The sequence below is a fragment of the Bifidobacterium sp. KRGSERBCFTRI genome (assembly GCF_025908335.1).
In genome coordinates this window covers 1,098,118-1,123,916 of the sequence record NZ_CP109653.1, presented here as the reverse complement: position 1 = coordinate 1,123,916, position 25,799 = coordinate 1,098,118, and the positions used below count along the sequence as shown (strand labels likewise).

The following is a 25,799-nucleotide window of genomic DNA, read 5'->3' as shown; positions in this document are numbered from 1 at the left end:
CTTCGTTGCTCGACTTAATTACCAGCGGTAATGAGCGAAGGCCTTGTTGGCCTCTGCCATCTTGTGGGTGTCTTCACGACGCTTGACGGATGCGCCAAGGCCGTTGGACGCGTCGAGGATCTCGTTTGCGAGACGCTCGGCCATCGTCTTCTCGCGACGGGCGCGGGAGAAGTCGGTCAGCCAGCGCAGCGACAGCGTGTTCGCGCGAGCGGGCTTGACCTCGACCGGCACCTGATAGGTGGCGCCACCGACACGGCGGGAGCGGACCTCGAGCGACGGACGGATGTTGTCCAGAGCGCGCTTGAGCACTGCAACCGGTTCCTGATCGGTCTTGTCCTTGACCATATCGAGTGCGGAATAGACGATGTCCTCCGCGATCGACTTCTTGCCGTCAAGCAAGATCTTGTTGATGAGCTGTGCCACCACGATCGAGCCGTAGATCGGATCTGGAAGCACCTGGTGTTTCTTGGAAGGTCCTTTACGTGACATATCTCTTACTTCGCCTTCTTTGCTCCGTACAGGGAACGACCCTGCTTGCGGTCCTTGACGCCCTGGGTATCGAGTGCACCACGCACGATGTGGTAACGCACGCCCGGCAGATCCTTGACACGGCCGCCGCGCACGAGCACGATGGAGTGCTCCTGCAGGTTGTGGCCTTCGCCCGGAATATAGGCGGTGACTTCGATGCCGGAGCTCAGACGAACACGAGCGACCTTACGCAGTGCCGAGTTCGGCTTCTTCGGGGTGGTGGTGTAAACACGCGTGCACACGCCGCGACGCAGCGGGCTGCCCTTGAGAGCCAAAGTCTTGGACTTCTTCGGCTTTGCCTTGCGTCCCTTGCGGACAAGCTGTTCAATAGTAGGCAACTTGATTCTCCGATTCAGTTTGTAATGTTCTTCTTTGTGGAGCCGCGCCTTTGTGACCCACTTCTCCGAATCGGATTAGCTAGCCAACGTTCACCGGCCCGATGACCCCTCGCCCTCTCACCGCCGCATTACTGCGCGTGATCATCGCGAACTCGGGGATATCCCAGCATGTACACCTGTCACATAAGGTGCACTGCTGGCACACACAAACGTCTACTATACCATGACGGCAGACAAAAGACGGCCCCGGAGTGTCTAGGTGCCTCCGGGGCCGTCTAGCTTCCCATCACCATACTCAACAACGGGGCGAACGGGATATTCCACCATTCGCCGGCCATCACATATGGCACACATTTCTCGCTCTCTGCCGCATGCCTCGGCTTGCTGTCGCCGACAGGCCGGGCATCCACCCTGATGCCTCAGCCGCATGCGCATGGCTTGCATTCGATTCACTGCCACCAATTCGACCACCGTATTTGCGACATTTGCCGACTCACCCGCACACCCCGGGTGCCGCCGGCCCACCATACGCGACTCATATCGCCACGCGCATCAACCATATGGCCTTTCTGCACATAGCGGCGATTGCGTTTCCATTTTGGTTTCCAATACTTCCCCTGCCGGCCCCTCGCCTCGAGGCCGTGCAATCGCCATCGCACCCGCTTATATGACTTCATGGACTTCTCTGCTCTGTCCGTTGAGTTATGCCGCATTGGCGCTCCCTGCGCCGCACGCTCCTATGCGTGCCCAAAACCCTTGGAATTCGTTTCTTCTTGGTGTATATCCAAGTATACCTACGCCCGCATTGATTGTATAGGCGACACGCCGACCCCGGTTTTCGGGGAACCCTCGTGTATAGTTTTCATCTGTTGCGTGATGCTCAGCAGACACGTAAACATGGTGGCTATAGCTCAGTTGGTAGAGCATCTGATTGTGGTTCAGAAGGTCGCGCGTTCGAGCCGCGTTAGCCACCCCGGCCAAACCCCGAGATTCCAACGGTTTCCAAACCGAACGAATCCCGGGGTTTCCTCGTTTCGGTAACGATGAATAACGATGGCGTCCCGCCACCCTCCCCATTTTGCCATGGCGTTCACCGTGCGCGGCAATGGTGCTTGCGCTCGGTTCCCGGGCGTAGACTACACAGCAGAACCGCACGTAACCACAATGAGCAGGAGTGCATATGCTGTCTTTCGAAAACGATTATTCCTCCACCGCCGCCCCGCAGATCGTCGCCCGCATGCAGGCCATGGCGAACGAACAGAACTCCGGCTATGGCAAGGACCAGTATTGCGATGCGGCCGCAAACAAGATTCGCAAAGCCTGTGATGCCGCACAGGCCGACGTCTGGTTCCTCGTGGGAGGCACACAGACGAACCAGACCGTGCTCAGCGCCATTACCCCGCAATACGCAGGCGTCGTATGCCCGGAGAGCGCGCACATCAACACGCACGAGGCCGGCGCCATCGAGGCGACTGGACACAAAGTGCTCGCACTCCCCCAGCACGACGGCAAGATCACCGGCGAACAGCTCGACGAATACTGTCAGAGCTTCGAAAACGACCTCAACCATGAGCATATGGTCTACCCCGGCTGCGTGTATATCTCGCAGCCCACCGAATATGGCACCGTGTACACGCGTGAGGAGCTCGCCTCGATCTCACAGGTCGCGCATGACCACAATCTGCCTCTCTATGTGGACGGCGCGCGGTTGGGCATGGCGCTCACGGCGGACATGAACGACGTGCAGCTGCCCGATCTCGCCCGTCTGGCGGACGTCTTCACCATTGGCGGCACCAAATGCGGCACGATGTTCGGAGAGGCCGTCGTGTTCCCGCGCGGTAATTCGCCGAGGAACTTCACGACGATCGTCAAGCAGCACGGTGCACTGCTGGCGAAGGGCTGGCTGTTGGGACTGCAGTTCGACACGCTGTTCACCGACGACCTCTACTTCAAGCTCGCCAAGCATGCGAACGCCGAGGCGGACAAGATTCGCAAGGCACTCTTCGAGAAGCATTACGACATCGAATACATCTCGCAGACCAACCAGATCTTCATCGTGGTGACCACGCAGCGCGCGCAGGAACTCACGAAGTCCGTCAAGCTCGGATTCATGGAGCAGGTGGATGCCGACCATGTGATGCTGCGCATCTGCACGAGCTGGGCTACCACCGACGAGCAGGTGGACGAGCTCATCAAGCTGCTCTGATTCCCGTAACAGGCTGGGCCCTGCGGATTTCATATCCGCAGGGCCCAGCCCATAACGATCAGCTACAGTTAGCGTGAGGAAACCGTGTGGTCGGAGATGATCTGGCGTTCCATCTCGACGAAACGCCTCACCGACTCCTCCACCGAATACGTGTCCTTCGTATGACGCGCATAGGTGTCGCCCCACGTGTTGAGCTCCCTGGGATGGTCGATCCACCAGTCTATGCGTTCGGCCAACGCGTCCACATCGCCCACTGGGTATGAGGATTGCGGGCAGAGCGAGAACTGGCCTGCCGCACTCAGTTTCGAATCGGCAATCACCGGCACCAAGCCCGAGGCCATGCCTTCGATGACGCTCACCGATTCGAGGTCGGCGATCGAAGGATGCACGAGCAGGTCTGCCGACCGCAACAACTGGGGCATCGTCGAGTTCTTGTGGAAGCCGATCGAGGCAGGACGCTTGAGCTTCCTCTTGGCGAAACGCACGAGTTTGTTCCGGATTGGCCCCGTGCCGGCAATCGTCAGATGAATGTCGTCCGCATGCGCACAACGGCAGATCGCCTCGATGAGCTCGACATGGTTCTTCTCGTTCGAAAGGCGACCCGAAGCGATGATGCGCACGGGAATCTGCGGTGCGGCATCGCCCTTGCGCTGCTCCTTCGGTATGAACCGCGGTGCGTAGCCGTTCGAGATGACGAAGATCGGTTTGGCATACCCGTGGTCGAGCAGCAATTGCTTCCCCAGATTCGTGGGCACATGGATGGCGTCGACCCTGGAATACAGCCAGCGCCTGAACAGCCAGTAGATGAACCGATCCATGCCGGGGATCCATCGGGCCGGCCCTGCCGAATACATGACGTTCTCCGGCTGCACATGGAAGCCAGCAGTGACCGGCAGGCCCTTGGCACGGGCCGCCGCCATGGCATGCCGGCCGAATTTGAACGGTGTGTAGATGTGCACGACGTCCACACCATCGAAGGCGCGGTCGAACAGTGTGGCGCTCGGCTGGGCGAAATGCATCTGCTGCTTGGCCGAAATCCAGCTCACCAACGGAATGTGGTTCTCTCTGGCCGGATATTCGGGGGCATTGATCCCCACCAATCGAACCTTGTGACCCTGCCGTTCGAGTTCCTGCGCCCATTGGAGCGCTGAGTTCGAGGTGCCGTTGCCGCGGTTGCCGAAAGTGTCCACAACCAGTGCGATCGTCAGTGGCCTATCGGTTGCGTTGTCGGACGCCGACTGCGGCGACGCTGCTTCGTTGTGTGCTTCCATAGTGCTCATCTAACCCGCTGGACTGTATATTTCACGGTATTCGCGCATTGTCTTTTTGCGAATCCACTCCCCCACGCCGCGAATGACACGACTGATGGCACAATGGAACCATGACTACAGATTCCATGATTCTCGGCACACCATTCGGTGAACATCCCACCCGCATTCTCATGCTCGGTTCGGGCGAACTCGGCAAGGAGGTGACGATTTCACTCATGCGGCTCGGCGCATGGGTGTGCGCCGCTGATTCCTACAACGGCGCACCGGCCGCACAGGTCGCCCACGAGGCACGGGTGCTCGACATGGCGAACGCCGATGCATTACGCAATGTGATAGGCGACGTCAAACCCGACATCGTCATTCCTGAAATCGAGGCCATAGCCACCGACGTGCTGTTCGAAGCGGAGCAGGCCGGCATCCGCGTGGTGCCGAGCGCTGCCATCGCCTCAATTTGCATGGATCGTGAGCGTCTTCGCCAGCTCGCCGCCGACGAGCTGGGACTGCCCACCACGAAATTCGAATTCGCGGGAAGCCTGCAGGAACTCAAAGAGGCGGCCACTCGCATCGGCTTCCCCTGCGTGGTCAAGCCGGTCATGAGCTCCTCGGGCCACGGCCAGTCGGTGGTGCGATCCGCCGACAAGATCGAGGACGCATGGAATGAGGCGCAAACCGGTCGCCGTGCGCATGGGGAGGGCGATGTCTCCCGCGTGATCATCGAACAGCTCGTCGACCTTGATTACGAACTCACCATGCTCACCGTGAGCTCATCGGCAGGCATTGTGGTGTGCGAACCGATTGGCCAGCGGCAGGAAAGCGGCGATTACCGTGATTCCTGGCAGCCTGCGGCCGTCGAGCCCGATCATCGGCAGGAGGTCAAACGCATTGCCACGCAGGCCGTGCAGGGTCTCATCGCCCATGCCGGCACCGACACCGCATGGGGCGTGTTCGGCGTCGAATTGTTCGTGCTCAAAGACGGCACCGTGCTCTTCAACGAGGTCTCCCCCCGCCCGCACGATACGGGCATGGTCACCATGATCAGCCAGTATTTGAGCGAGTTCGACCTGCATGCGCGCGCCGTGCTCGGAATCCCGGTCTCCAAGGCGCATATCGGACTCGACCTGCCGAAGTATTACGGCGCGGCGAGCCATGCGATCGTCGTCGAGGGCAACGGCGAAGTCGAATTCTCGAACCTCCAGACCGCACTCGCCACACCGGGCACCGATTTGCGCATCTTCTCGAAGCCGCGGGTGGAGGGCCATCGCCGCATGGGCGTGACGCTCGCCATCGGCTCCGACATCGACGAGGCGCGCATCAAGGCGAACGAGTGCGCGCAGAATCTGCGCATAGTGGTGAATCCGGCGAAGTAGTGTCGACGCCACCGCTCGCGAACCTCACGAAAACCGCGTGTCGAATACTGAAAACAGTGAGTAAACTGGGCGTTTTTGGCGTGTTGGGTTGGTACGCTGAAAACGTCCACTCATTGTTGACAACGGAAGGCAGCACATGCAGAAGCTGGACAAGCTCTACGAGGGCAAGGCCAAGAAACTGTACGCAACCGATGACCCCGATGTTCTCTGGGTCGAATACATGAACCAGGCAACCGCCGGCAACGGCGCCAAGAAGGCACAGATCGAAGGCAAGGGCGAACTCAACAACCAGATCACCTCCGTCATCTTCGACCTGCTCAAGGCGCGCGGCATCGACTCCCACTTCGTCAAGCGCATCTCCGACACCGAGCAGCTCGTTCGCAAAATGGACATGTACCCGCTCGAGATCATCATGCGCAACACGGCGGCCGGTTCCTTCGCCAAGAGGTACGGTGTCGAGGAAGGCACCGCGCTCGACAAGCCGATCCTCGAATTCTGCGTGAAATCCGACGAGCTCGGTGATCCGTTCATCAACGACGACGGCATCGTGGCACTCGGCATCGCCTCCGAAGAGGAGCTCGACGAGATCTCCCGCCAGGCACGTGCAGTCAACGATGCGTTGAAAGACATCTTCTCGAAGATCGACGTGCAGCTCGTCGATTTCAAGATCGAGGAGGGCAAGACCGGTGACGGGCGAATTCTGCTCGCCGACGAGATCACCCCGGACACCTGCCGTTTGTGGGACCTGAAGGACGGCTCCGGCCAGATCGAGCATCTCGACAAGGATCTGTTCCGCCGCGATCTGGGCAACATCATCCCCGCCTACGAGGAGATCTACGACCGGCTGGTCAAGCTCGCCGAAGCCGAGGGCGTCGAGCGCGCCGAGTGACATTGGGGCCTGTTCCATGACTTGAGCCATGGAACAGGCCCTTTCTTGTTTTCCTATATTGTTTTCAACGGTACAATCCCAGATTATTGCTAAAGAACGAGGAAGCACAGTGGTTTTTCGCGTCCATGTAGAGAAGAAGCCCGGATTCGACGTCGAGGCGCAGCAGCTGACGAACGAATTGCGCACGATTCTCGGCATTGAATCTTTGAACAACGTCCGCATCATCAACCGGTATGACGTCGAGGGAATCAGCGAGGAGCTGTTCGGCCAGACGATCCCCACCGTATTCAGCGAGCCGCAGGTGGACAATGTGAGCATCGAACTGCCGGATGTCTCCGGTGACACGGTGTTTGCGGTGGAATCGCTGCCCGGCCAATTCGACCAGCGCGCGGATTCCGCAAGCGAATGCATCCAGCTCATCAGCCAGGGCGAACGACCGACCGTGCGCTCGGCCCGCGTGTATGTGCTCGATGGCCAGTTGGGCGACGACGACCTCGCCGCGATCAAAAAGTACGTGATCAATCCGGTGGAGACCCGCGAAGCCGGGCTGGAGACCCGAGAGACGCTCGCCACCTATGCCCCCACCCCCCAGCCGGTCGAAGTGCTCGATGGCTTCCGCGAAATGGACGATGCACAGCTTGCCGAGTTCATCGCCGATCGGGGCCTGGCAATGGACGAGGCCGATCTGAGGTTCGTACGCGAGTATTTCCAGGGTGAGCAACGAGATCCCACCATCACCGAGATCAAGGTGATCGACACGTATTGGTCCGACCACTGCCGCCACACCACTTTCGGCACCGAGCTCGACTCCGTTGAAATCGACGACGCCGTGGTGAAGGCCGCCTTCGACAAGTACATGGCGATGCGCCATGAGCTCGGCCGCGACGAGAAACCCGTGTGCCTCATGGACATGGGCACGATCGGTGCGAAGTGGCTCAAGAAGAACGGCGTGCTCACCGGCCTCGACGAATCGGAGGAGATCAATGCCTGCACCGTCAAGGTGAAGGTCGATGTGAATGGCGAGAGCGAAGACTGGCTCTTCCTGTTCAAGAACGAGACCCATAACCACCCCACCGAGATCGAGCCCTTCGGTGGCGCGGCAACCTGCATCGGCGGCTGCATTCGCGACCCGCTTTCGGGACGCTCCTACGTGTATCAGGCGATGCGCGTGACCGGTGCCGCGGACCCCCGCGTGCCGATCAGCGAGACGCTGGAAGGCAAGCTGCCCCAGCGCAAGCTCGTCACCACCGCGGCGCACGGCTACTCCTCGTACGGCAACCAGATCGGCTTGGCCACCGGTCAGGTCAATGAGATCTACCACCCGGGCTATGTGGCCAAGCGTATGGAGATCGGCGCCGTTGTGGGCGCCACGCCGGCAAGCCATGTACGTCGCGAGACCCCGGCCCCCGGCGACAAGATCATTCTGCTTGGCGGCCGTACCGGCCGTGATGGCATTGGCGGCGCCACCGGTTCGTCCAAGGCACACAACGTTGAGTCGCTTGAACTCGATGGAGCCGAGGTGCAGAAGGGCAACGCCCCAGTGGAGCGCAAGCTGCAGCGTCTGTTCCGCCGCGGTGATGCCTGCCGCTTGATCAAGCGATGCAACGATTTCGGCGCGGGTGGCGTGTCCGTTGCCGTCGGAGAGATAGCCGACGGCCTGCACGTTGACCTCAATCAGGTACCCAAGAAATACGACGGCCTCGACGGCACCGAGCTTGCCATCTCCGAGTCGCAGGAGCGCATGGCGGTCGATGTGGCTGCGGAAGACGTCGACGAGTTCCTGAAGTATGCCGCCGAGGAGAACCTCGAAGCCGTGGTCATTGCGACCGTGACCGAAGACCCTCGCATGGTGATGGAATGGAACGGCGAGCCGATCGTCGATCTCTCGCGTGAGTTCCTCGCTTCGAACGGCGCCGCCAAGCATCAGGATGCCCACGTGCCCCAGCAGGGCTCCTACCGTGCCCCATTCTCGTCCGGCTCACTCAGTGAGCGTATGAACGAGATGCTCTCCGACATCAACATCGCCTCCAACAAGGGCCTGTCGGAACGCTTCGACTCCACGATCGGAGCCGCCACCGTGCTCATGCCGTTCGGCGGCAAGGAACAGCTGACGCCGGCGGAAGCCATGGTGGCCAAGTTCCCGGTGTTCGGCGAGACCACCACCGCCTCGGCCATGGCGTGGGGCTTCAACCCCTTCCTCATGGAACGCAACCAGTACACGGGCGCCTACATGTCGGTGGTCGAATCGCTTGCGAAACTCGTGGCGGCGGGCTTCGAACACGAAAAGGCATACCTCACCTTCCAGGAGTATTTCGAGAAGCTGCGCGACGAGCCAGAGCGCTGGGGCAAACCGCTTGCGGCCGTGCTCGGCGCCCTCATGGCGCAGGTGGACCTCGGGGTCGGCGCCATTGGAGGCAAGGATTCCATGTCCGGCTCCTTCGAAGACCTCGATGTGCCTCCCACCCTCGTCTCCTTCGCCGTGGCGGTCGGCGACATGAACCGTGCCACGTCGCCGGAGTTCAAGCACCCCGGCGACCGTGTGGTCCGCATCGCGCCACGCTATCTGGCGGACGGTATCACACCGGACAAGGACGCACTGCTCGAGGTGTTCTCCACCATCGAGAACCTGGTGACCGACGGCGATGCGCTGGCCATCTCCACCCCGGCTTACGGCGGCACCGCAGAAGCGTTGTTCAAGATGTGCGTGGGCAACCGCATCGGCGTGGCGCTCGACGACTCCATCGCCGTCGACGATCTGTTCGCACCGGCGTATGGCTCGTTCATCGTCGAGCTCGCGCCATCCGCGAACATGCCGACAGTCTCCAATCTGGTCGAGATCGGGCCGATCGGCGAGACCACCGCGGACTACGTGTTCCACGCAGCCGGCGAGACGCTCGACCTCGCGAATCTGCAGGAGGTGTGGGAGAACGGCATTGCATCGGTGTTCCCCTACCGCAGCGGTGAAACCGATGCCGAAGCCGAGGCGGTCGACGCGATCTCGTTCGAGACGATGGAACCGACCGTGTACAAGGGTGCGAAAATCGCCAAGCCGCGCGTGATCATCCCGGTGTTCCCCGGCAACAACTGCGAATACGACACCGCGGCAGCGTTCGAACGCGCCGGGGCCGAGGCGCAGACGCTCATTGTAAACAATCTGACGCCCTCAGCTGTCGCCGAGTCCACGCAGGCGCTCGTCGACGCCATCCATAACAGCCAGATCATCATGATCCCCGGCGGTTTCTCAGGCGGCGACGAACCGGATGGCTCCGCGAAGTTCATCACGGCGTTCTTCCGTGCACCGGCGGTCACCGAGGCCGTGCGCGACCTGCTCAACAACCGTGACGGTCTCATGCTCGGCATCTGCAACGGGTTCCAGGCGCTCATCAAGCTCGGTCTCGTGCCCTTCGGCGACATTGTGCCTATGACCGCGGAGTGCCCGACGCTTACGTTCAACACCATCGGACGCCACCAGAGCCGTCTTGTACGCACACGCGTCGCGTCGAACCTGTCGCCGTGGCTTGCCAAGACGGAGGTGGGCGATATGCACACCATCGCCATCTCCCATGGCGAGGGACGTTTCGTCGCTTCCGACGGCATGCTCGACCAGCTCATCGCAAACGGGCAGGTTGCCACACAGTACGTTGACGAACATGGCGTGCCGAGCATGGACCTGAGTGTGAACCCGAACGGCTCCATGCTCGCCATCGAGGGCATCACCAGCCCGGATGGCCGCGTGTTCGGCAAGATGGGCCACTCCGAGCGCACCGGCGACGGCCTGTACCGCAATGTGCCCGGCAACATCTACCAGCCGATCTTCGAAGCCGGCGTCGAGTACTTCGGCTGAGACGGTTATAGACGCTGATCGACCATAGCGAAGGGCGGTGTATGCCATATATGGCATACACCGCCCTTCTGTTCATCAACGCATTCGACTTCTTTTCTTCGATTATTAGGCGGGTCGGAAAACCATCTTTGATTGTTAGGCGGTTATCCTCGGCACTTATTCCTTCCTAACGCCATTTTATTAGACATAACATATTATTCTGTCGTATTTTTGCTTGAGTTCGGGCCGCCTCTACTCGTAGCACCCACCTAACAATCGAAGATGGTTTTCCGACCCGCCCCAACAATCGCCGATAGGTCTCCTAGAGGCCGAGAATCTGCCGCTTTTTCACATTGAATTCCTCCTGCGTAAGGATTCCCGCATCGAGAAGCTCCTTGAGCGACTTAAGCGCCTCCATCTGCTCCGTCACCGACATGGCGGATTGCGTTCCCTGTGCAGCCGGAGGTTGTGCGGCAGCTTGCGCGACGGTGCCCTGCGCATCCGCTGCCACTGCGGCTGCCGCGGCCGGATTCGTCTGAGTAGGCACAGACTGCCCCGGCATCGCGCCGGTCATCGGATTGACTCCCTGCGCGAAACCAAGCCCGAGCATCATGCCACCCATGTCGCCGAACCCGTTCTGCTGCACGCCCTCGGCGATCTTCTGCTGCGCGGCGATGTTCGAAGCCTGCTGCGAGATGTTCTCGTATGCCGAAAGATTCATGCGGTTCGACGAGTATTGCTTGACAAGCTCACGCGATTCGTCGGTGAATTCGATGCTCTCGATGCCTATGCCCACCAAGTGCAGACCGAAACGCGACTCCCATGTGCCGGCATTCGACGAATCCCCTGAGATCGCGAGCGCAATGGAATTCGCCTGGCTGGGCAGCGCGGAGATGCGGTATTCGTTTGACAGCGAGTTGAGCGCCACCGAGAACGACTGCATGAATTCGGAGAGGATCTGCGATTTCGTGTTCGGGTCGTCGAAGCTGATGTAGTCCACGTTCGGAGGCACGAACTGGCGAATGAATGCGAGCGGGTTGACCACCTGCACCGACATCATGCCACGCGCACGAATCTCCAGATCGGTCTGGTAGAACCTGTCGTGGTACATGAGCGGTGCCGGCGTGCCAAATTTGATGCCGCGGATCTCACGCAGATTCACGAAGGCGATGCGTTTGTTCGCCACCGGCTCGCCGCCGTATTTGAACCGCTCGCCTATCTGCTCGAAGATCGACTTGCCTATGCCGTTGCCTGCGAACACGCTATCGGTGCCGCCGGTGCGGTATTCGTAACCGCCTGACTCGGTGATGATGTTCTCGATGCCGGACTGGTCGAAGATGAATGCGGCCGTGTTCTCCGGCACGTAGATGCGTGAACCGTTGGAGATCACCGCCTCCGAATGCTTCGTATTGGAGCCGCGGTCACGGTTGGTCTCCTGGTAGATGCCGGGCATGAGCACAGCATGCTCGTCGAATTGCCCAACGGTGATGATGTCGAGCCATTGATCGGCGAAGGTGCCGCTCAATGCTCCGGCGAATGCTCTGATCAATGCCATTGCTGCCTTCTTTCACAGAGTTCGTGGTGGTTCAGAGTTGCTCTGACCTACCGCAGTATTCACAGGTGACGCTGGTACCTTGGCGCCCGTGCAGCGGGGCACCGCAACCTGCGCAGGCGCGCGAGACCATTTTCGATTCGGCGCTCTTGGGATTTGCCGTGTTTCTCAGGCCGAAGGCTTCGGTGACCTCCTTGCCCGCGTCGCTCAGCATGCTGGCGATTCCCGAGATGAAGGTTTTCGGTGCGCCGACAATGTCTTCATCGTTCCCCGTGATCAGCTTGTTGATGCCGTTCGCCAACGTCACCAGATCCGCATGCGAGTCCATGCGCAGTTCCAGCTTTCCCTTACGGAGCAGAATGTCGCATTGGTGGGCGTCACCCTTGTCGATAATGAGCTGGGGCCTGCCGTCCACCACTTTGATGTCATGCAATGCCCACAAGAAGGTGTGCTCAATGTCTTTGCCAAACACCTTGACCTGGGTGTAGGAGAAGATGAGACTCATGGTGGTGAAGGTCAGTTCTCCAGATTCGCATCCTTTGAAATCAGGACTCTCACAGCGTACACTGTCGAATTGCGCAACAATCCCCTCATTTGGCAGCAGATTGACGCTACGCATACAGCTCCTCCCTACTTCTCGCGGAACATGCTCGGCCTGTCTCGATTTCCACTCGTCAGAACTGTCTCACCCGTCACATGTTGGGGATGGCTGCTTTGTTGTGGCGTTTGATTGCGATCATCCAGATGGATCCGGCGATGACTGCAATGGCGGCCACATAGAACAGGTAGACGCCGAAACCGAAGCCATATGAACCGTATGGTGTGAAGCTCAGGTTGAAGTAGACGTATGCGAGTATGGCGAGAACGACAAAGACAAGCGTCGGAATGCCTTTCGCGGCAAGGGCGAAGATGAGTGCCAGCACGGTGAAGATTGCAATGGCAATGATCATCACGAGAATGATTTCGGAAACACCCACGCTCATGTTCGCGACCGACTGCATTTCCTTCCATCGTTCGGCGATGGTGAACGCCGTCATGGTGTCATTGCTCGACGTGGCGTACGGCAGTACGAGTGAGACGAGCATGGCAAGCGATCCAATGATCGTGAGGGCGCGTGGGCCTGCCAATGATTTCTTGTTCATATTACTCCTCAATAGTTGTTCCAGATTGATGATTGATCGGTTATTGTTGTTTTGGCATTTCGAGGGGCAGCGCTGATGCTGTTTGCGCCATCGTCTCGGATATCGCAAGAGTGGTAGAATACCTGATCTGCACCACTATGGTCGCGCATAACAGCAGCACCGATGCCAGGCAGGAGATGGCGAAAGCGATCAGCACCAGATTTCTCCCGGAGACCTTACCGTTGCGGCCGGTAACCGCGAACGCGATGCCGCATACGACAAACAGCGAGACGATGAGCGTGACGCACACCTGCCAGTCCGGACGCAGGTCGCTGAACATCGCCAACGCTCCCAGCAGCGCACCACATGCGAAGACGACGGCACCAATCGCCCACTTTGATCTCGGACCATCATTGTCTGCGACAATGGCTTGCCGGAATCTGCGTTTGGCGATGACGTCATGGGGTACAACGGTGCTCTGCGCAACAATCTGTTCGGCCAATTCTCGGTACAGCCGACTGTAGGCTGCGCTTCCGCCCGCCGTCCCCGCCGGAGCTTCGATGATCACCGCACTGTGCATGCCATCAGCGATGACCCGGGCCTCGTACTCGCCGTTGTCATTTGGCAGCCGGAATCGCACGGAATGCGTGACGTCATCGTTGGCGACGACGTCAAACCCCGCACTGAAGTGCAATGTCTGGACGAGCGCGGCGTACACTTCAGCGACCGGGGCGCGGAATGTCTGCCGCGCCACAGGCACACGGTTCACGGCGGGAGTCGAGGCGCTCATATCGTCTTCCGAGGATGCGATGAAATCAGCTGACCGAGGCAAGACGCTGGTTGACACGGTTGGTTACTTCGATGAAGTAGTTCATGTCTGCGTCGGTCCATGCTGACTGATCCAGATTGCTCAATTTCTGTGTGTAATCGGTGTACTCGTTGAGCATCTCAAGATAATCAGTAAGCATGCCTGCAGGACGGCCTTCCTTGGCGTATTTCTCCATGAAATCACAATACTTATTCATGAAGGTCTCATAACCATCCAAGGCCTCCTTCACGTCGGGAGTCACACCATTGGCAGCATTACTCTGCGTGTTCTGCTTCTCGGCGGCCTCCTCTTTGAGTTTCTTCTCCTCCTCGGCCAGCCGCTTCTGTTCCTCTTCCGCTTTCTTTGCCTCCTCTGCTGCGGCTTTTTCTGCTTCGGCTTTATTTTTTGCCTCTTCCTCAGCTTTCTTCTTTGCTTCCGCTTCCTCCTCCTGCTTTTCTTTTTCACTCAAATCATTCTGATATCGTTCAGCTGATTTGACTGTTACATCCAGCTCGGTGAGCGAGCTAAAGAACGTCAGATCAATGAAATTGCCTTCGCTGTCCTTTGCACTGTAGTCACCAGATGTGCTCTTATAATCTTCAACGAAGCCGCTGTCCTTCACCTTGTTGAGATAGTCCGTATATGCGGCATCATCTACATCACACAGCTTGATATTCACATAATCGGCATCGTCGGTCCACACGTACCCCTTCAGACTGTTTGGTTTCGGAGCCTTCGCCCCAACACCAGCGCTAGGCCAACTAATGGGCTTACAGAATGGATCATCGTCGGAAGACGAAGGGGAACTCGACGACGATGCTTCCTTCATACTGCCATGCGACTTGGAACCGCCAGCCGCACCGACTAGCGAGAGAGTCAGCGCTACCACGGTGACACCTGCGGCAACGACGGTGAGCATGCGACCATGTTCCCTACCCGGTTGTGTCTTCGTATAGGCCAGCGCACACAGCACCGCGGCGACCACCGCGAAGATAATGCCCACCACGACGGGAGGGTGCATGCCGAGAGACACGAATCCGAAAATGAGGAACACTGCGGACACAACTGCCGCGGCAATCGCCATCACAGAAGTTTTGCCCGTATTGGTGTCGGTCAGCATCGCGACGAACTTATTCTTCGTTCCCTGCGCCGGATTTCCGCCGTTGCCGGCAGCGGCCGGAACGGGCGCCTGGAACGTCTGCGTCGGCTGATTCTGGGCGTCGAATACGGGGGTCTGCTGCGGCGCAGACTGAACCGCACCTTGGACCATCAGCTGATCACCGAGGTCCTTGTAGAATTTCGCCACCGACTCCTGTGCTTTATCGCCTCCATCGATCGGTGCCGTCACCGTCACCTTGCTTGAACCCGCGGCATCCCCTTCTGCGACCTTCGCAGTGAATAATCCGTTGATTCCCGGCACACTGAACGTGACAGTGCGCTCATCTGCATTTCGGCTCACGACGTCCAGCACTGCGCTGAATTGAAGCATCTGTTCCATGGCGGCGTAGGTGCTCTCCACCGACGCCATATAGATTTGGTCTGCCATGATTCCCTTCCGTTGTTCGTATTGGTGATGTGCGGCGGTGAGGGTAGTTCCGCTCCCTCACCGCCTGCTATTTGATTTGCATCTACGCGAATGCCACGCTGCGCTATCTTTCCGTTTTCGCGTCCGTCGATTGCCCTGAATTCGTCTGCTGGCTTCCGTCGCCTGAGATGTCCTTCTCCAGCTCACGGGCCACTTCGTCAAATTCGCGTATACCTCGCAGAATCATGCTGGCTATCTGGGCAAACATGGCTGCATTCCTTTCTGACGAGGTGGTTCGAACGGCCGGTTGGACCGCCAAGCCCAGCGGGCTTGCATTCCTCGTCATCAAGGGGCATGTTTTTTTCGCGAATCCTTCCTCCATCTGCATGAATGCCCGAAATTTCAACGATTCCGACGAGTTGCTTCATCTGGAATCCATTTAATTCGCAACTCAATATGGTGTCAATGACGTATAATGTTATAAATTAGACGTTGAGTTGAAAGAAAACATGTCATGTATGGTATATCTCAATCTAATATGGAGATATGGCGGAGCCGTTTGCAGGAACTTATGGATGCCCACGAACTGACTCAAGCCGCATTCGTGAGCGAGCTGAACAAGCAATATCTCTCACGGTTCCATCAAAAAGACGTAAGCAGATGGCTCAATTCGGGCAATAAAACCTCCACCGGCACAATCGGATTCCCGAAATACGAAACGATGGCGATGATCGCCGACTTCTTCGGGGTCGATGTCGGCTATCTCACCGGCGAGACGGATGAGACGAGTTTCGATCTGGAACATGCCAGTGAATACTTGGGAATGAGCGGAGAGTCGGTCGCGGCGCTCCGGGGATGGATCATCGGAGAGGATGCGGATTCGCAAATGCGCAACTATCGATCCGAGACACTCAATGCGCTGTTCGAATCACCCAAATTCGCGAGCGTCGCTTCGAAACTGTTGACGCTGCATGAGATGTCGACACTCTGGAAGAGCAACCCGGAACGGTTCAACACGTTGATGGAATCGCTGGCCTCCGACAGTGATTTGCCTGACGACCTCACATTCCAGCTCATCATCGGCGCATTCTACGGAATGGCGAGCGAGTCCTTCTCGACACTGCTCAAAGACGCCTACCCCACCCCCACGGAGCAGGCAACTGCATAATCTGCGAATAAACCAGAACCCCTGCCACCATTGTTATGTCACATGACTGTCGCCGCGTTATTGACTCATACGATAGACTTCCTGCCATTACGCACGCAAGCGTTCACTGCCCCCACAGATTAAAATACAAGGAGAAAGGCAGATGCACCCATCTACACCGGAGAAACCATCGACAACACGCCCAATGCGTCGAGCCGACCGTGAAGTTCGCTCGTTCGAGGAGATAATTGACATCCTGCGCAACTGCACTGAAGTGCGTGTGGCCTATCAAGATGCGCAGGGACTCACCATCGTACCGGTCAATTTCGCCTTCGTCTACAACAACGATGATTCCTCCCATAACCTGCGTCTGCTCATGCATTCGGCGACGCAGGGGCGCAAGATCGAGGCGATTCACGCATCCGGCAACGCATTGCCGGTCGCATTCGAGATGGACTGCGACTCGTTGATCTATACCGGTCGCACACCATGCGCCACCTCGACGGCATACCGTTCGATCATCGGCACCGGAGTAGCGAGCCTGCTCAACGACGAGCACGAGAAGATCGACGCGCTGAAACTGCTGATGAAGCAACGCACGGACATGCACAACGTAGAGCTGCTGCCGCGTCAGGTGAGCAAGGTCGCGGTCTGGCAGATTATCTCGACCGAGTTCACCGCCAAGGCGCACCCGTTGCCATCTGACATGCGATAGGACTAATCGCACACGCTCATTCACCCACAACAGCACAAGGCCGCTCTGAGGTTGGCTAATCAACCAATGATTAGCCAACCTCAGAGCGGCCTTTATAAACAGCATCCCCTAGGAATCTAGCAGCTCAGCAGATTCCCCCAAAGATCCAACAGCACGCCCCTGCAATCTCACGAACCCTTTGGGGTTTGGAATGTGAAATTAAGCTTCGCCTCTGGATTTACACCCATGACGATGGAGGCATAGAACGACTTCGCCTGCTCTTCGAGCAGATCCCTGTTCGAATCGACATATTCCTGCTTCGTCTTCTCAGTGAGGATGTTATTGATCATGTCGAGGGAATCTATTTGTTGGGTACCGAAGCTTAGCGCGCCATTCTGCTCGACGATCATTCGGTATTCGGGATGGTCGTAGCCGATGAATTTGAATTCAGGAATTTCGACATCGAACGTGTTCTTGCCCGTTTCCTTAATGGAAACGTCCTTTCCTTCGAATCCAAGCTTCGCGTCGAACGTATATTGAATGAACCGCGCCCGCTCCGTACCGGGAATCTCCATATTGAAGAAATGGCTTTTGTTCTCCTGCGATATGATGCCCGTAATACCGAGCCGCAACAGTGCCACCTCTTTCGTCCGCTCCATGGAGCGAATTACCTGGGTATCAGAGGTACCCACCTTCTCCTTCAGGAACGCTGGCATCGTTCCCGGGAACAGCGAGTAGAACCCCAACATGAGGAGACATCCGACCACCATGCAGGACAACGCGGCAATAACAACACCGGCAATCTTCCATTTCTTCGAAATCGCCGGAATCGACCTCCCGGCATCATTGTTTCCATCCACCTCGCCGACAGCCTTTCTCTTGCATCACCTACCCTGAACTACTCTATCAGAGAAATTCATGTCGGGTCACATTAGCAGGAGATGTTGGATGAGACATCCTACACTCTTACAGAAGCACGATGCGTTCGCAAGAAGAGGGATGTCGCCGGGCATATTACTCGATTACTCCCCCCGATTCATGAACGCGGCCTTGACCAATTCCACGATCATCTCACGCATGTCCTTCGCATCGCCGGCCTTGGCCGACGCCTGCGCCACACCGCTCACCTTGCCGAGGAACCCTTCGCCGAACTGCTCCTGCATCAGATTCTGCACCCAGGTGACGTCGTTCACGCTGCGCTTGCCGCTGTACACCTGCTCGAAGGCTATGACGGCACCCTCACCGAGTGCGGCGATGATGCTCGCCGCCACAATCGCATTGAGCACACTGGCCGCGATGTTGACGCCCGGAATCGATTTCACCGCGCTGATTGCGGAATGCGCCACCACGCTTGCCGTGCCCACCTGCACGATGGAATCCAGGAACTGCTTCGACCCTTCATCCTTGTCTATGCCATACAGTCGCGCCAGGCCATGCAACTCGCCCAGTTCCAGCGGGGAGAGCACCAAGGAGTCGGCGATTGGAATCGGCACGGCGCCCACTGTGGCACCCGCCGCCACACAAGCGCCGATCAGACCTTGCGCGAGCACTCGTTTGCGGGTGAGTTTGAACGCCATGAGATCATGCGAGCCACCGCGCATCCCCTCCGGCATCGCCTTCATCGTCTCGTCTATGAGATCGGAGATTCCCTCGGGGCCGGCGAACGCGGTTTCGTCGATCACATAGGTCTGCGCCACCACAGGTATGATCGCGCGCAGGTTCCTCTCCATCCGCTGCCCCGCGAACGCCTGCCGCACCATCTGCACATTCAGCTCGCGGTCCGGTTTCGAATACGATTTCGTGATCACGGTGATGATCGGCACCGACCGCCACATCGACACGGCCGTGGACAGATTCCGTATTGTCTCCGGGAACAGCTTTGCCGCTGTCCCGTCCACGCAGAACCAGATCACGTCGATCTTGTTGTGCTCATGACCTTCCTTGGCGCTCGCCTTCGACCATTTGCGCACCGCATGCACCGCTCTGAGGCTTTTGATGGGAGACGGTTCGAACCCTATTGAATCGATGACCCGGAACGGCACCGTTGGGCTCTCATAGACGGCGAGCTCACTGGTGGTGCCCCGCGTGCCGAAGCTCGTTTTGGCCACAGTGTCCCCTATCACCGCGTTGATCAACGTCGACTTGCCCACACCCGAGTTGCCCAATACAAGTACGTTGCCTTTGATCGCATTCTCCGTGCTCAGCGTCGTGTTCGCCCGCACGTCGATCACATTGCCATTGTCGTATGCCATGACGCCATCATAGGCACGCACGAATGCGACGCCGTGAGCGCAAAGCACCTTCATGCCGACTCAGCAGCGAATGTCCACGATGTTCACCAGGGCTATACGTGTGCCATCCTCCATAACGATGACCCTGCGCATCTGGTCGAATCGCCGCACAGCCCCTTCCGCCGTCATATACTCGCCGGCATCTCTGCCGCCCTCCGGCTGGAAATAGGTGATGGATGCATAGGGATGCGATTCGAGTTGACCGATTACCTCAACAAGACGATCGTTGAGTGTCTCTCTTTCGTCATCGGCCAATGCAATGCGGGTGCAGGGCGTGCTGGACACCTCTCTCACGCGCTCGTCGTGCCCCTTCAACGCGGCGAACGGCATGAACTGCACCGCGCGTTCCAAGTTGCTCATATGCCGGTGCTTGGTGGATCGGTGATGTGGCAGGTCGATGATGTCGTCGTAGCGGTGCAGGTTCTCGAGCGTCATGCCGCATGGCCTCCGATCTGCTTGCTACGTTCCATACCGGTCGCCCCCTCATCGAGGTTCACGCCTTTGATCACCGATGCCGCGCCGAACCGGCTGCGCAGTGCGTTGACGGTGCGCTGCAGACTCAGTTCCTTGCGATCTGCCGTAGCCTGCTGCTGTGTTTGCGAGCCCTCCAGATCCTCGAACAGACTCGGCTGCTCGAAGGTCTGGGTCTCCCCCAGCATACGAACCCGGCCGGCTACAACCGTGAGGCGTCTGACATACAGCCGCGAATCCGCAATGCGTTCGAAAACATCCACCACCGCCTGTCGAATGGCAGTGGCCGATGACGTGAACCGCCCCAGATCACATGAGCCATGAACGCTTTTGGGCACTGGTCTCCCATAGTGATCCTTGCCTACGGGCCCGAGGTACCGGCCGTCCATAAGACTCTCCCTGTCGAATCCCACTGTCAGCACGACCTGGTCCGTCACCGCCCCCTTGGCAGCGAGATCCTGCGCCAAGCAGTCCGCCATCTCACTCGCTACGGTGTGGGCCTGTGTATGCGGATAGGGACGCGCAAGCACCTGACCTATGCTCAGGCTGGAATTCTCCGGCGTATATGCCTTAATATCGGCGATTGTGCATGGCTCCCAACCCCAAGCATGGTCGATGAGCGTTTCCGCATTCACGCCGAAGAACCTGTAGAGCAGATCCTCGTTGTAATATTCGCCGGCCCTTCCCAACGAACACCGTGCAATGTCTCCCATGGTCATGATTCCCTGCCGCTCCAATTTGCGGGCTATGCCACGGCCCACCCTCCAGAAATCGGTGAGAGGCCGGTGGGACCACAGCAGTTCGCGATACCTGCGTTCATCGAGTTCGGCAATGCGCACGCCGTCCTCATCCGCGGGGATGTGCTTAGCAACGATATCCATCGCCACTTTCGCCAAATACAGGTTCGCGCCGATGCCTGCCGTGGCCGTGATGCCCGTCTGCTCGAGAATGTCGGCCACGATGCGACGTGCCAGTTCATGGGCCGAGCACCCGAAATACTTGAGATATTTCGTGACATCGATGAACACCTCGTCCACCGAATACACGTGGATATCCTCTTTCGAGGCGTAGTTCAAATAGATGCCGTAGATTTTCGCACTGGTGTCCAAATAGTATGACATGCGCGGTTTGGCGGCAATATATTCAATGCCGAGCCGTGGATCAGCCTGCAGTTGCGCCGCGCTCACCGACGACCCCGCAAGCCTGTGCCCCGGCGCACGCAGACGCCGCTGCTCGTTGAGCACCCCGACACGCTCCTCCACTTCGAACAGTCTGGCGCGCGACCCCAACCCGAACGATTTCAGCGCCGGCGACACCGCAAGGCATATGGTCTTCGACGTACGGGACACATCCGCCACCACCAGATTGGCGTCAAGCGGATCCAGGCCCCTCGCCACGCATTCGGCGGATGCATAGAACGATTTGAGATCCACCGCCAAGTATGTTCGCTCTCCCATACCACAGATTATCGAACAAACGTTCGAATCTGTCAATCGGCAATAGGCGTCACACCAAAGGGGCGCGATGCATCAACGTCGGCGTCCGCGAGTCCAGCATGTGAATGGGCGCACCGTCACAATTCGCCGGAAATCCGCCATTTCCATAAAATCCGAGTTTGCCGGTGTAGCCGGGACTTGCTAGGGTTTATCTCGTAGCGAATCCCTTATTCCAGTTGTGGAAGGAGCTTCGGCTTGTCTGCAGAACTCGAAGAGATCCATGAGGAATGTGGCATTTTCGGCGTATGGGGACATCCCGATGCCGCACGCCTCACTTACTTCGGATTACACGCATTGCAACATCGTGGTCAGGAGGGTGCCGGCATAGTCTCCAACGACCACGGCCACCTGGTAGGGCACCGCGGGCTCGGATTGCTCACGCAGGTGTTCCAGGACGAAAAAGACATTCAACGACTTCAAGGCGATGCCGCAATCGGCCATGTGCGCTATGCGACGGCCGGCTCGGGCGGCATCGACAACATTCAGCCCTTCGTGTTCCGCTTCCATGACGGCGACATGGCGTTGTGCCATAACGGCAACCTCACGAACTGCTTCTCGCTGCGGCGTGCGCTCGAAGACGAAGGCGCCATTTTCCATTCGAACTCCGACACCGAGGTGCTCATGCACCTCATCCGCCGTTCCATGCGCAGCGGCATCACCGACAAGCTGCAGGAAGCGCTCAACACCGTGCACGGCGGCTTTGCGTACCTAATCATGACGGAACATGAGATGATCGGCGCACTCGATCCGAATGGGTTCCGCCCCCTCTCGCTGGGCCGCATGACGAACGGCGCGTACGTGCTCGCCTCCGAGACCTGTGCGCTTGACGTGGTGGGTGCGGAACGAATCCGAGACATTCAGCCCGGCGAGATGATCGTGATCGACGACAGCGGCTACCGCACGCAGACGTACACGAGCCGCACGCAGCTGTCAATCTGCTCGATGGAATACATCTACTTCGCCCGCCCCGACTCCGACATCTACGGCGTGAATGTGCACTCCGCAAGAAAACGCATGGGCGCCCGTCTCGCACAGGAGTCCCCAGTCGATGCCGACATGGTGATCGGCGTGCCGAATTCCTCGCTCTCCGCCGCCTCCGGCTACTCCGAGGAGGCCGGGTTGCCCAATGAGATGGGTCTGATCAAGAACCAATACGTCGCCCGCACATTCATTCAGCCCACGCAGGCATTGCGTGAGCAGGGCGTGCGTATGAAGCTTTCCGCAGTCAAGTCGGTGGTCAAGGGCAAGCGCATCGCCGTCATCGATGACTCCATTGTGCGTGGCACCACGTCGAAACGCATCGTGCAGCTGCTCAAGGAGGCGGGGGCGGCCGAAGTGCACATGCGCATCAGCTCGCCGCCGCTCAAGTACCCGTGCTTCTACGGCATCGACATCTCGACGACGCAGGAGCTCATCGCCGCGAAGAAATCGGTCGAGGAGATCCGCGAGTTCATCGGCGCGGATTCGCTCGCGTTCCTCTCCGTGGACGGCCTGATCGAGTCGATCGGCCTGCACGCCGACGCCCCGTACGGCGGCCTGTGCGTCGCGTACTTCAACGGCGACTACCCCACCGCGCTCGATGATTACGAGGAGGGCTTCCTCAACTCGCTCACCCCCGAAGACCGCGTGACATTGCCCGGCTACAACGGCAAGAAGACGATGTACGAGGGCACCGAGTACACGATGATGCAGAAGCCGTTCGGCGAGCATGCCTCCCAGGAACCCACCGAGTATCTCGTCCCCAATATCTAGTTCCCAGATTTTCCCGATACAGATTCATACAGATTCATCAATCGACTTGCCGATTTCGGCGAACAGAAAGGTCACAATGCCACAAGCATATGAAAACGCGGGTGTGAGCGTCGAAGCGGGCTACGAGGTGGTCAAGCGCATCAAATCACACGTCGCACGCACCAACCGACCGGGCGTGGTGAGCGGCATCGGCGGCTTCGGAGGCCTCTTCGACCTCGCCTCACTTGGCTACAACGAACCGGTGCTCATCTCCGGCACCGATGGTGTGGGCACGAAGCTCGTCATCGCCAAGCTCATGGACAAGCATGACACGATCGGCATCGACTGCGTGGCCATGTGCGTCAACGACGTCGTGGCGCAGGGAGCCCAGCCGCTGTTCTTCCTCGATTACATCGCCTGCGGCAAGAACGACCCGGCGGTGCTCGAACAGGTCGTCTCCGGCGTGGCCGACGGCTGCGTCCAGGCGGGCGCCGCGCTCATCGGCGGCGAGACCGCGGAGATGCCCGGCATGTACGACGAGGATGAGTACGATCTGGCCGGCTTCACCGTCGGCTGCGTGGAGCGATCGAAGATCGTGGACGGGTCGACGATTGAGGCGGGCGATGTGCTCATCGGGCTTCCTTCGACCGGCGTGCATTCCAATGGTTTCTCGCTGGTGCGCAAGGCACTGTTCGAGCAGGCCGGCTATACCGTGCATACGCGTCTTCCCGAGCTGGACGATCGGGAACTCGGCGATGTGCTGCTCACCCCCACGAAGATCTACGTGAAGGCGCTCATGCCACTGTTCGAGGCCAATCTCGTTCGCGGCGTCGCCCACATCACCGGCGGCGGCTTCATCGAGAACGTGCCTCGCATGCTGCCGGAGGGTCTGGCCGCCTCCATCGAGCTTGGCTCGTGGCCGGTGCCGCCGATCTTCGACGTGATCGAAAAAGCGGGCGATGTGGATCATATGGAGATGTACAACATCTTCAACATGGGCCTGGGCATGGTCGTGGCCATTCGCCCCGACCGTGTTGACGAGGCGATGAACCTTCTCGAGCATGCAGGTGAGAAGGCCTATCGCGTCGGCCATGTGATCGAACAGGTCAACGAACGCGTCGACCTGGCCTGAGACCAAACCCATACTGGCACAGTTTCCCCAAGGAAGTGAAAAGGAATATGAAGGTTCTTGTTATCGGTTCCGGCGCACGTGAGCATGCCATCGCCTACACACTGCTCAAGGGAGCAAGCGTCGAGGAGGTCACCGTCGCCCCCGGCAACCCGGGCATGGAGCTCGACGGCATCCGCACGCTCTCGCTCAACCCGTCGAATCAGGCCGCGCTCATCGATTTCGTGCGCAACAACGACTACGACTGGGTGTTCGTGGGTCCTGAGGTGCCACTCATCGAAGGCATTGTGGATGCGCTGGCCGCGGCCGGCATCAAGGCGTTCGGACCGAGCAAGGCGGCCGCGCAGATCGAGGGCTCGAAGGATTTCGCCAAGCGTCTGATGGAACGCCACAACATTCCCACGGCCGCATACCGCACCTTCGACGATCTTAGGAGCGCCACCGACTATGTGAACGAGCATGGTGCGCCGATCGTGGTCAAGGCCGATGGTCTGGCCGCCGGCAAGGGCGTCACGGTGGCGATGGACGTCGAAACGGCCTTGGATGCGTTGAACGACATTTTCGTGGACCACCGTTTCGGCTCCGCCGGCGCCCGTGTGGTGATTGAGGATTACCTGGAGGGACAGGAGTTCTCGCTCATGAGCTTCGTGAACGGCACCGAATTCTGGCCCATGCCGATCTCGCAGGACCACAAGCGCGCCTATGACAACGATGAAGGCCCGAACACCGGTGGCATGGGCGCCTACTCCCCTGTGCCCCAGATCGGCCAGGACGTGGTCGACGAGGCCCTTGAGACCATTGTCAAGCCAACCGTCGAAGCCATGGCCTCCGAAGGCACACCGTTCGTGGGCATTCTGTATGCGGGCCTGATCGCCACGGCCGACGGCCCGAAGGTGATCGAGTTCAACGCACGGTTCGGTGACCCGGAGACCGAGGTGATTCTCCCCCGTCTGCACAGCGATCTCGGGCAGGCCATTCAGGCCATGCTTGATGGCGAAGCGCCTGAGTTCACCTGGCTTGAGGAGGGCACGACGCTCGGCGTGGTGCTTGCCGCCGACGGCTACCCGACCAATGTGCTCAAGGGGGCCAAGGTACCGCAGTTCAAGACCGGTACCGACTCCCATGTGTTCTATGCCGGCGTGAAGCGCGAGGGCGACGATCTGGTTGCCGACTCCGGTCGCGTGCTGCTCGTCGAAGTGAGCGCAGACGACATTCCGAGCGCTCGGAAGAAGGTCTACGAAATTCTCGATAACGCCGACACCGCAGGCATGTTCTACCGCCATGATATCGGCGCCAAGGCTTTGCAGGCATAGCACGTGGATAGGCTATAACATTCCGGCAGACCGTTGCCGGCCAGTTCATTCTTGAAGGATTGGACTGACCGGCGACGGTCATTCATATCAATGATGTTC

At 58.8% G+C, this 25,799-nt stretch carries 21 protein-coding genes and 1 tRNA gene; 10 read left to right on the top strand and 12 right to left on the bottom strand.

Annotated elements, in window-relative coordinates:
* Nucleotides 1-18 precede the first annotated feature (18 nt).
* Both rpsG and rpsL read right to left on the bottom strand, forming a co-directional pair.
* Nucleotides 19-489: a 30S ribosomal protein S7 gene (gene rpsG, locus OGI63_RS04725; protein ID WP_004218876.1), complete on the bottom strand. Its 471-nt coding sequence runs from the start codon at nt 487-489 to the stop codon at nt 19-21.
* Between the two features lie 5 nt (nt 490-494).
* Nucleotides 495-866: a 30S ribosomal protein S12 gene (gene rpsL / locus OGI63_RS04720; RefSeq protein ID WP_004269067.1), complete on the bottom strand. Its 372-nt coding sequence runs from the start codon at nt 864-866 to the stop codon at nt 495-497.
* Between the two features lie 900 nt (nt 867-1,766).
* On the opposite strand from rpsL, the gene OGI63_RS04715 reads away from it, so the two are divergent.
* Both OGI63_RS04715 and OGI63_RS04710 read left to right on the top strand, forming a co-directional pair.
* Nucleotides 1,767-1,839 (top strand) — tRNA-His (locus OGI63_RS04715).
* Nucleotides 1,840-2,046: 207 nt separating this feature from the next.
* On the top strand, nt 2,047-3,072 hold the full coding sequence (locus tag OGI63_RS04710; protein ID WP_004218872.1) for a threonine aldolase family protein: 1,026 nt from the start codon (nt 2,047-2,049) through the stop codon (nt 3,070-3,072).
* A gap of 68 nt (nt 3,073-3,140) precedes the next feature.
* Here OGI63_RS04710 and OGI63_RS04705 read toward each other — a convergent pair whose 3' ends face one another.
* Entirely contained in the window at nt 3,141-4,343 is a 1,203-nt protein-coding gene (locus OGI63_RS04705; RefSeq protein WP_004218871.1) for a glycosyltransferase, read from the bottom strand.
* A gap of 110 nt (nt 4,344-4,453) precedes the next feature.
* On the opposite strand from OGI63_RS04705, the gene purT reads away from it, so the two are divergent.
* The 3 genes from purT to OGI63_RS04690 all read left to right on the top strand — a co-directional run bounded on the left by purT (nt 4,454) and on the right by OGI63_RS04690 (nt 10,443).
* Nucleotides 4,454-5,710, top strand: coding sequence for a formate-dependent phosphoribosylglycinamide formyltransferase (purT, locus tag OGI63_RS04700; protein ID WP_012619943.1), 1,257 nt, complete (start codon nt 4,454-4,456; stop codon nt 5,708-5,710).
* A gap of 136 nt (nt 5,711-5,846) precedes the next feature.
* Nucleotides 5,847-6,599, top strand: coding sequence for a phosphoribosylaminoimidazolesuccinocarboxamide synthase (purC, locus tag OGI63_RS04695; RefSeq protein ID WP_004218868.1), 753 nt, complete (start codon nt 5,847-5,849; stop codon nt 6,597-6,599).
* Nucleotides 6,600-6,708: 109 nt separating this feature from the next.
* Nucleotides 6,709-10,443, top strand: a complete 3,735-nt coding sequence (locus OGI63_RS04690; RefSeq protein ID WP_004218867.1) for a phosphoribosylformylglycinamidine synthase — start codon at nt 6,709-6,711, stop codon at nt 10,441-10,443.
* A gap of 301 nt (nt 10,444-10,744) precedes the next feature.
* Here OGI63_RS04690 and OGI63_RS04685 read toward each other — a convergent pair whose 3' ends face one another.
* The 5 genes from OGI63_RS04685 to OGI63_RS04665 form a co-directional block, all read right to left on the bottom strand.
* Entirely contained in the window at nt 10,745-11,977 is a 1,233-nt protein-coding gene (locus OGI63_RS04685) for an SPFH domain-containing protein (protein WP_004218865.1), read from the bottom strand.
* A 31-nt stretch (nt 11,978-12,008) separates the two neighbouring features.
* Nucleotides 12,009-12,593, bottom strand: coding sequence for a hypothetical protein (locus OGI63_RS04680; protein WP_004218864.1), 585 nt, complete (start codon nt 12,591-12,593; stop codon nt 12,009-12,011).
* A 73-nt stretch (nt 12,594-12,666) separates the two neighbouring features.
* Entirely contained in the window at nt 12,667-13,116 is a 450-nt protein-coding gene (locus tag OGI63_RS04675; protein WP_004218863.1) for a hypothetical protein, read from the bottom strand.
* Nucleotides 13,117-13,156: 40 nt separating this feature from the next.
* The gene (locus OGI63_RS04670) at nt 13,157-13,885 is read right to left on the bottom strand and encodes a hypothetical protein (RefSeq protein WP_004269066.1); all 729 of its coding nucleotides are present in this window, start codon (nt 13,883-13,885) and stop codon (nt 13,157-13,159) included.
* Nucleotides 13,886-13,910: 25 nt separating this feature from the next.
* Nucleotides 13,911-15,449 (bottom strand): DUF6591 domain-containing protein, encoded by a 1,539-nt coding sequence (locus OGI63_RS04665; RefSeq protein ID WP_004218861.1) that lies wholly within the window; start codon nt 15,447-15,449, stop codon nt 13,911-13,913.
* A 550-nt stretch (nt 15,450-15,999) separates the two neighbouring features.
* On the opposite strand from OGI63_RS04665, the gene OGI63_RS04660 reads away from it, so the two are divergent.
* Together OGI63_RS04660 and OGI63_RS04655 are read left to right on the top strand one after the other, a co-directional pair.
* Nucleotides 16,000-16,596, top strand: a complete 597-nt coding sequence (locus tag OGI63_RS04660; RefSeq protein WP_004218857.1) for a hypothetical protein — start codon at nt 16,000-16,002, stop codon at nt 16,594-16,596.
* Between the two features lie 184 nt (nt 16,597-16,780).
* Nucleotides 16,781-17,290 carry a pyridoxamine 5'-phosphate oxidase family protein gene (locus OGI63_RS04655; protein WP_004218856.1) on the top strand — a complete coding sequence of 170 codons (510 nt, stop codon included), beginning with the start codon at nt 16,781-16,783 and terminating at the stop codon, nt 17,288-17,290.
* A gap of 167 nt (nt 17,291-17,457) precedes the next feature.
* Here the strand turns inward: OGI63_RS04655 and OGI63_RS04650 are convergent, their stop codons facing one another.
* From OGI63_RS04650 to OGI63_RS04635, 4 genes are all read right to left on the bottom strand, one after another.
* The gene (locus tag OGI63_RS04650) at nt 17,458-18,129 is read right to left on the bottom strand and encodes a hypothetical protein (protein WP_004218854.1); all 672 of its coding nucleotides are present in this window, start codon (nt 18,127-18,129) and stop codon (nt 17,458-17,460) included.
* A 162-nt stretch (nt 18,130-18,291) separates the two neighbouring features.
* Entirely contained in the window at nt 18,292-19,575 is a 1,284-nt protein-coding gene (locus OGI63_RS04645) for a YcjF family protein (RefSeq protein ID WP_004218852.1), read from the bottom strand.
* 6 nt (nt 19,576-19,581) lie between these two features.
* Complete coding sequence (locus tag OGI63_RS04640; protein ID WP_004218851.1) at nt 19,582-19,995, bottom strand: hypothetical protein; 414 nt, start codon at nt 19,993-19,995, stop codon at nt 19,582-19,584.
* Complete coding sequence (locus OGI63_RS04635) at nt 19,992-21,488, bottom strand: DNA methylase (RefSeq protein ID WP_012619940.1); 1,497 nt, start codon at nt 21,486-21,488, stop codon at nt 19,992-19,994. The genes OGI63_RS04640 and OGI63_RS04635 overlap by 4 nt, the downstream gene beginning before the upstream one ends.
* Nucleotides 21,489-21,722: 234 nt before the next feature.
* Here OGI63_RS04635 and purF point away from each other — a divergent pair, with 234 nt between their 5' ends.
* The 3 genes from purF to purD all read left to right on the top strand — a co-directional run bounded on the left by purF (nt 21,723) and on the right by purD (nt 25,700).
* Nucleotides 21,723-23,279, top strand: coding sequence for an amidophosphoribosyltransferase (purF, locus tag OGI63_RS04630; protein WP_004218848.1), 1,557 nt, complete (start codon nt 21,723-21,725; stop codon nt 23,277-23,279).
* Nucleotides 23,280-23,355: 76 nt separating this feature from the next.
* The gene (gene purM / locus OGI63_RS04625) at nt 23,356-24,390 is read left to right on the top strand and encodes a phosphoribosylformylglycinamidine cyclo-ligase (protein ID WP_004218847.1); all 1,035 of its coding nucleotides are present in this window, start codon (nt 23,356-23,358) and stop codon (nt 24,388-24,390) included.
* A gap of 47 nt (nt 24,391-24,437) precedes the next feature.
* Nucleotides 24,438-25,700, top strand: coding sequence for a phosphoribosylamine--glycine ligase (gene purD / locus OGI63_RS04620; RefSeq protein WP_004218846.1), 1,263 nt, complete (start codon nt 24,438-24,440; stop codon nt 25,698-25,700).
* The last annotated feature ends 99 nt before the right edge of the window (nt 25,701-25,799 follow it).